The 6,297-nt window shown below is 73.9% G+C and carries 6 protein-coding genes; 2 read left to right on the top strand and 4 right to left on the bottom strand.

Annotation, left to right across the window (positions count from 1 at the left end; all coding sequences use genetic code 11):
* Together ACTWQE_RS09740 and ACTWQE_RS09735 are read left to right on the top strand one after the other, a co-directional pair.
* The coding region (locus tag ACTWQE_RS09740) for a bifunctional phosphatase PAP2/diacylglycerol kinase family protein (RefSeq protein WP_443328451.1) at window positions 1-1,429 on the top strand (1,429 nt) is incomplete at its 5' end.
* A 108-nt stretch (window positions 1,430-1,537) separates the two neighbouring features.
* The gene (locus ACTWQE_RS09735; RefSeq protein WP_443328450.1) at window positions 1,538-1,894 is read left to right on the top strand and encodes a VOC family protein; all 357 of its coding nucleotides are present in this window, start codon (window positions 1,538-1,540) and stop codon (window positions 1,892-1,894) included.
* 21 nt (window positions 1,895-1,915) lie between these two features.
* On the opposite strand, the gene ACTWQE_RS09730 is transcribed toward ACTWQE_RS09735, so the two are convergent.
* The 4 genes from ACTWQE_RS09730 to ACTWQE_RS09715 form a co-directional block, all read right to left on the bottom strand.
* Window positions 1,916-2,833: an NADP-dependent oxidoreductase gene (locus tag ACTWQE_RS09730; RefSeq protein ID WP_443328449.1), complete on the bottom strand. Its 918-nt coding sequence runs from the start codon at window positions 2,831-2,833 to the stop codon at window positions 1,916-1,918.
* 59 nt (window positions 2,834-2,892) lie between these two features.
* Entirely contained in the window at window positions 2,893-4,947 is a 2,055-nt protein-coding gene (locus ACTWQE_RS09725) for a DUF5107 domain-containing protein (protein WP_443328448.1), read from the bottom strand.
* Window positions 4,948-5,129: 182 nt separating this feature from the next.
* Entirely contained in the window at window positions 5,130-5,678 is a 549-nt protein-coding gene (locus ACTWQE_RS09720) for a GNAT family N-acetyltransferase (RefSeq protein ID WP_443328447.1), read from the bottom strand.
* A gap of 26 nt (window positions 5,679-5,704) precedes the next feature.
* Entirely contained in the window at window positions 5,705-6,007 is a 303-nt protein-coding gene (locus tag ACTWQE_RS09715) for a PASTA domain-containing protein (protein ID WP_443328446.1), read from the bottom strand.
* Window positions 6,008-6,297: the final 290 nt, after the last annotated feature.

Below are 6,297 nucleotides of genomic sequence, written 5' to 3'. Positions count from 1 at the left end.
GTGGCCCGGCGCCCGCCGGGTGCTGCCGCGGCTGAGCCGGAGCGCCAACCACGGGTTGCTGTGGTTCGGCATCGCGGCCGGCATGTGGGCGGTCGGGAGCCCGCGCGGGCGGCGTGCGGCGGCACGGGGTGTCGCGTCGCTGGCCCTGGCCTCTGCCACGGTCAACACCCTCGGCAAACGGTCGGTGCGCCGGCCGCGCCCGGGGCTTGACTCGGTGCCGCTGATCAGACAGCTCACCCGGCAGCCGATCACCACCTCCTTCCCCTCCGGGCACTCCGCGTCGGCGGCGGCCTTCGCCGTCGGGGCGTCCCTGGAATCCCGTGGCTGGGGAGCCGTCCTGGCGCCGGTCGCCGCGTCCGTCGCCTTCTCCCGCGTGTACACGGGCGTTCACTATCCGAGCGATGTGCTGGCCGGTGCGGCGCTGGGCGCGGGCGCGGCGTACGCGGTGCGCGGGCTCGTGCCCTCCCGCACCCAGCTGCCGCCGCCCGCCCGGCCGCGTACGGATGCGCCCGCCCTGCCCGGCGGCGACGGCCTGATCGTGGTGATGAACCCCTCGTCCGGGGTGCAGCCCGCGGTGACCGATCCGGTGCGGCAACTGCGGACGGCTCTGCCGAAGGCGGAGGTGGTGCTGTACGAGGAGAGCGCCGGTCCCTTGCCGGCGGTGCTGGCGGAGGCGGCGCAGGACGCCGCCGAACGCGGCGGCGCGCTGGGGGTGTTCGGGGGCGACGGCACGGTCAACGCGGCGGCGACGACGGCGCTGCGGTACGACGTGCCGCTCGCCGTACTCCCCGGCGGGACGTTCAACCACTTCGCGGTCGATCTCGGGGTGGAGACCGTCCAGGACGCCTGCGCGGCGGTGGCGGCGGGCAGCGCGGTGAAGGTCGACATGGGCCGGATCACCCCGGTGCGACGGCACGGCGAGCCCGCTGAGCCCGTCCACTTCCTCAACACCTTCAGCCTCGGGTCGTACGCCGAGCTGGTACGGGTGCGGGAGCGCTGGTCGTCCAGGCTCGGCGGTCCCGCGGCGAGCCTGCTGGGGGTGGTGCGGGTACTGCGCACCTCCCGGCCGGTCGAGGCCGTGGTGAACGGGCGGCGGCGGTCGATGTGGCTGCTGTTCGCGGGCAACGGCGCCTATCGCAGCGTCGGTGTCGCACCGGTGCGCCGCTACGACCTGGCCGACGGGCTGCTGGACGTACGCATCGTGCACGGCGGCCGCTTCGCCCGTACGCGCCTGCTGACCGCGGCGCTGACCGGCGTGCTGCGGCGCTCCCCCGTGTACGCGGCCATCCGTACCCAGCGGACCCGGATCACCGGGCTGGCGCCGGGAACCGACATGGCCTACGACGGCGAGGTGGCGCCGGCGCCTCCGGCCCTGGTGATCGACAAGGCCGAGGAGGCGCTCACGGTCTACCGCCCGACGTCCGACTGACGCGGGAACCCCCCTCCCGCAGTGCCGGGCGGGGCCGCCGGCCGGAGTAAGGTTCCGCCGCCCGAAGGGTCTCGCGGCCTCCGGCGGAAGCCAACTAGGCTCCTTCGTATGGAGATCTTGGGAACCTCACTGCGGGTGTGCGTCGACGACCTCGAAGCCGCGGTCGGGGTCTATGAGCGTTTGACGGGCAGCGAAGCCCTGCGCTTCGAGCGCGGCGGGGTGTCCGTCGCGGCGGTGGGCGCCTTTTTGCTGATGAGCGGGCCCGCGAACGAGATCGAGGTGCTGCGGAAGGTCACGGCCACCATCGCCGTGAAGGACGTGGACGAGGCGCATGCCGTGCTGAGCGAGGTGGGCGCCCAGATCATCGCGGGCCCGCTGCCCACCGCGGTGGGCCGCAATCTGCTGGCCCGCCACCCCGACGGCTCGGTGTTCGAGTACGTCGACCGCGGCGGGCCGGCCACCTGAAACAGGCTCCCTGAAACAGCGTCAGGAGACGGTGAGGACGATCTTCCCTCGGGTATGGCCCTCCTGGCTGAGCCGGAACGCCTCGGCGGCCTGCGAGACGGGCAGCTCGTTGCTGACATCGATCGTGAGCCGCCCGGCGTCGGCGAGTTCGGCCAGGGCGGTCAGATCGGCGGCGTCGGGGCGGACGAAGACATAGCGACCGCCCTTCGCGGCGATCTCGTGGTCGGTGACGGAGACGACCGACGACGGGGACTTGGCGAGCTCCAGGGACTGGGCCACCGCCTCGCCGCCGACGAAGTCGAGTGCGGCGTCCACCCCGTCGGGGGCCAGCGCCCGTACGCGTTCCACCAGCCCGTCGCCGTAGGTCACCGGCTCCGCACCGCGGGAGCGCAGGAAGTCGTGGTTGCGCTCGCTCGCCGTACCGATCACCCGCGCGCCCCGGGCGACGGCGATCTGGACGGCGAGTGAGCCGACACCACCGGCCGCGGCGTGCACCAGCACCGTGTCACCCTCGCCGGCACCTGCGGCGCGGAGCGACTGGTAGGCGGTGAGCCCCGCCAGCGGCAGACCCCCGGCCTGCGACCAGCTCAGCGAGGCGGGCTTGCGCGCGAGGGTACGGACGGGGGCGGGGACCAGTTCGGCGAAGGTGCCGTTCTGCACATGGTCCTGGCGGTTGTAGCCGATCACCTCGTCCCCGGGGGCGAATTCGGTGACGGCGGGCCCCACCCCCTCCACCACACCGGCCACGTCCCAGCCGGGGATGAGGGGGAAGTGGACGTACAGGAGCGGATCGAGGTAGCCCGCCGCGACCTTCCAGTCCACCGGGTTGACTCCGGCGGTCCTGGTGCGGATGAGCACGGTGTCCGGGCCGACCTTCGGCTCGGGCTGCTCGGTGAGCTGCGGGGTCTCGCCGTATGCGTTGATCGTGACTGCCTTCATGCCCGGGCAACGGCGGACCGGATTCGACCATTCCCCGGCCCGCCGGTTCCGGCACGAGATCAGCCGTTCGGCCGCATACGGAAGTCGAAACGCTCCGGCAGCGGGTGCTCGGCCCGGGCCCGGGCCCGTATGGCGCCGGTCACCGGGGCCTCCCCGGCGACCAGCCGCTCCGCGACGGCGTACCACGTCTCCTCGATCGTCTCCTCGCCCTCACGGAGGTCGGCGACCTCGAAGTCGTCGTCGAACACGGCACGGGCGGCCGCCGCGTCGCCCTCGGCCAGCAGGAGCCGCGCCTCCAGCAGCCGGAAGCGCCCGTGCTCCCGGGCACCGGGCGGCAGCGCGCCGAGGACCGTACGGGCGTCCCCGGCACGGCCGACCTCGAGAAGGGCGTCGACGGCCTCCCGCCCGAGAGCGGCGAGTGCGGCAGCGGGCAACTCGTCCGCGAAGTCCCCCACCGCGTGGAACAGCCTGTCGGCGGCCCGTTCGGGATCACCGGATTCCCCGGCCGCCACGGCGAGGCAGCGCAGCGCCCAGGGGTTCTCCGCCGCCTTCAGCGAACGTTCCCAGCTGCGCGCGGCCTGGGCGCGGTCCCCGGCGTGCCACTGGGCGACCCCCAGGTGATAGTCGGCGGACGCACCGGGCCGCGCCTCCTCCAGCAGTTCCCGCCAGGCCGGGGAGACCAGCGAGGGCCCCGGGTCGGCCGTGGGCGGAGTGTCCGGCAGGCCGCCGGTCCGCAGCAGCTCCAGCCACGGCTGCTGTTCGTCGCCGAGGGTGGACGGGTCGAAGGGGGTGCCCGCGAGTTCGTACCCGGCACGCGCCGCTTCGAGGGCGCCCCAGCCCGAGCCGGTCGCCAGACGCTCCCCCGGCTCGGTGTCCGCACACGGCAGCCAGGCGGCGTGGGCCGCGTCGACCCAGGCACGCGGCAGCACCGCCTCGAGGGAGGCCTCCACCTCCGTGCGCGCCGCGCCCCAGTCCGCGCCGTGCACCGCCGCCGGGTCGGCGGACAGCGGCCCGTAGGCCTCGAGCCAGGTGAACTCCGCCCCGGCGTCCAGCCGTACGTGCTCCCGATGGGTGCGGGCGAGTCCGGCCTGGATCTCGGCATAGCCGCCTGTCCCGGGCTCGGTCAGCCACTGCTGCCACCGCCGCCCGCCACGGCCGGAGCCCCAGAGGAAGAGTTTGCGCCCGCACAGCAGGTCGGTGGAGGTCTGGACGAGCCCGTGGCCGTGCTCGCCGAGCGCGGCGATCCAGCGCCGGGCGTCGCCCGGCACCTCGTAGAAGTAGTCCGCCGGGTACTCGCCGCGCAGCGGATACGTACGGTCGGTGCCCTGCCACTCGGGGACGGGGACCCGGCGCAGGCTGCGCTCGTGGCCGGAGTGCCAGGCCTGGTCGGCGGGGGCGAGAACACGCGTGTCCGCGGAGGCGTCCGATGCCGGACCCTCTTCCGGGACGGCGATGTCGGACCACCAGGAAACCGGTACGGGGCGGTCGTGCGGATTGCGGATGCGGACACCGGCGCAGAGGAAGTCCGTGTCCTCGGGAAGCCACAGATCGACCTGGAACGGTGTGTCACGCAGCCGCTCCCACTCCCAGAGCCGCAGCATCTCGCCGCCGTCGGGCGCGGGCACGCGGGCGGCGTGCAGCGGGGCGCAGGAGAGGGTGGTGTGGCCGGTCGCGCCGATGTTCCATGCGATACCGCCGGAGAACCAGGCGCCGTTGGAGGCGAAGCCGACGGGCTGGAACACCGGGTTGCGGTAGAGGAGTTCACGACCGGTGGGCTTGTGGTGCAGGGAGTGGACGCGGCCGCCGAGGCCGGGCAGAACGGTGGCGCGGAGCCGGTCGTTCTCGAGGACGATCGCATCGAGGCGGATGGGGCGCCGGCTGCGGCCGTAGCCGTCGAGCAGCCGTACGGGCAGCACCGAGCGGAGCGGCTCATCGGCGGTACGGCGGGCCATGTCCACGGGGAGGGCGGCGCTGCCATGGCCACCGCCGGGGGTGCCTCCGCGTTGGTCGACGCGGTGGGTCCCGCCCCGCGGGGTCAGCGCGGGCAGCGGGTTCTCCGGCCCGACGGGCACTCCGGGCAGGGTCAGTACGGTCCGTCGCACGGTCGTGGGCACGGCAACCTCGCTCCCTCGTACGGGCCGCCGCCTCACCGGCGCCCCCCGATGACCATGGAACACGCTCTCGGCCCGGCTGAACAGGCCCGTTCCAGGTCAGAGTTGCGCAGAGCCGGGGTCCCCGGACGCGGTGTCCGGAGCCTGTGGCCGGACGCAGTGTCCGGCAGCGGTCCGGAGGCGGGTCATCCGTGGGCCGTGGCTGCCGTGTCGTTGATGATCGCCCAGCGCTCGTGATCGCGCCATGCTCCGTTGATGAAGAGGAAGTCGGGCGAGCAGCCCTCCAGCCGGAAGCCGAGCCGCTTCACCAGCCTGAGCGAGGCCTCGTTCCCGGGCTGGATATTGGCCTCCAGCCGGTGCAGGCCCAGGATGCCGAAGGCATGGCGCACGACGAGAGCGAGCCCTTCGGTCATGAAGCCGCGGCCGGCGGCGTGCGCGAACGCGCCGTAGCCCACCGCGCCGCACTGGAAGGCGCCGCGGACGATGTTGTTGATGGCGATGCCCGCCGCGATCCGGCCGGTCTCCCGCTCGCAGACCACAAAACCCTCGGCCGTCGGCTGCCGGAATTTCGCCGTCCACAGCTCGAACTCCTCGGGGGTGGACGGCAAATAGGCCCAGGGATGGTGGAGTTCCGTGCTCGCCCGCACCGCGGCCGTGAACTCCTCGACATCGTCGGGCCCGATGTGCCGGACGGCAACGCGGGGGCCGGTGGCGAGGTAGTCGGTTTCAGGCATCGGGCCATCCTACGAACACGGTTCGCTCATCTCCAGGCAGGCGGGCCGTCGGGGCTGCCGCCGGGACAGGTCTCGTCGAGCAGCACCGCCCCCAGGGTGATCTCGGCCGTCGTCTCCACCTCACCGGGACGGGGCTCCTGTGCGCAGACCTTCCAGTCATCGCCGGACAGCAGGGAACGGCCCAGCCCCAGGGCGTCGTAGGTGCGGGGCGTGAGGAAGCCCGCGGACCGGGCCGCGTCCTGGGCAGCGGTCACGCTCCGCCCGACCAGGTCGGGCAGCGGCCTCCGGTCGGCGGACCCGACGGGGGCGGCGGAGGCTCCCGACTCCATGTGAGCCAGGGAGACGGCGGAGGCCCCAGGCCCCGCCGGAGCCAAGGAAACAGCGGACGCCCCAGGCCCCACCCGAGCCGAGGAAACAGCGGACGCCCCAGGCCCCACCCGAGCCAAAGAAACAGCGGACGCCCCAGGCCCCACCCGAGCCGAGGAAACAGCGGACGCCCCAGCCCCAACCGGAGCGAGAAAGGCGGCGGGGGAGGCGAGGAGGGCCGCCGCCACGGCAGCGGCCGGCACCGGTGCCGCGGCCACGCCGCGCCTCACCCGCGCCCGGGCGAGGAACACGA

The organism is Streptomyces sp. 8N706 (assembly GCF_052245415.1).
GTDB lineage: Bacteria > Actinomycetota > Actinomycetes > Streptomycetales > Streptomycetaceae > Streptomyces.
The sequence above is the reverse complement of the archived record's forward strand: the minus strand, read 5'-3'. Positions and strand labels throughout refer to the sequence as shown.